Below are 381 nucleotides of genomic sequence, written 5' to 3'. Positions count from 1 at the left end.
AATCAGCACGACAAGCAAAAGACTCAAAATCCGTTCTTCTATCAAAGCCGTCTGCCGTTCCAGGCGCCGCCGTTCAACCTGATCAAGGAGAGCGACTACGCGCCGGCGATCGCAGCGGGCATCAAGCAAAAGCGGGAAGAGGTGGAGAAGATCGCCAACAACCCGGCCAAGCCCAACTTCAAAAATACCTTCGTGGCGCTGGAGCAGGCTGGTTCGTTGCTGACGCGGGTGATGAACGTGTTCGGCGCCATGACCTCGGCCAACACCAGCGACGCGCTGCAAAAGCTGGATGAAGAAACCTCGCCGAAGCTGGCGGCGCTGAACGACGACATCATGCTCAACGGCAAGCTGTTCGCGCGCATCAAGGCCATCTATCAGGAT

1 pseudogene is annotated in these 381 nt (G+C 57.7%); it reads left to right on the top strand.

Annotation, left to right across the window (positions count from 1 at the left end):
* Nucleotides 1-381: pseudogene (locus tag KHA85_RS20575) on the top strand (M3 family metallopeptidase); the annotation flags it as partial.

The organism is Dietzia massiliensis (assembly GCF_018390595.1).
In the GTDB taxonomy this organism is placed as follows: Bacteria; Actinomycetota; Actinomycetes; order Mycobacteriales; family Mycobacteriaceae; genus Dietzia; species Dietzia massiliensis.
This window is presented reverse-complemented; position numbering and strand designations above follow the sequence as displayed.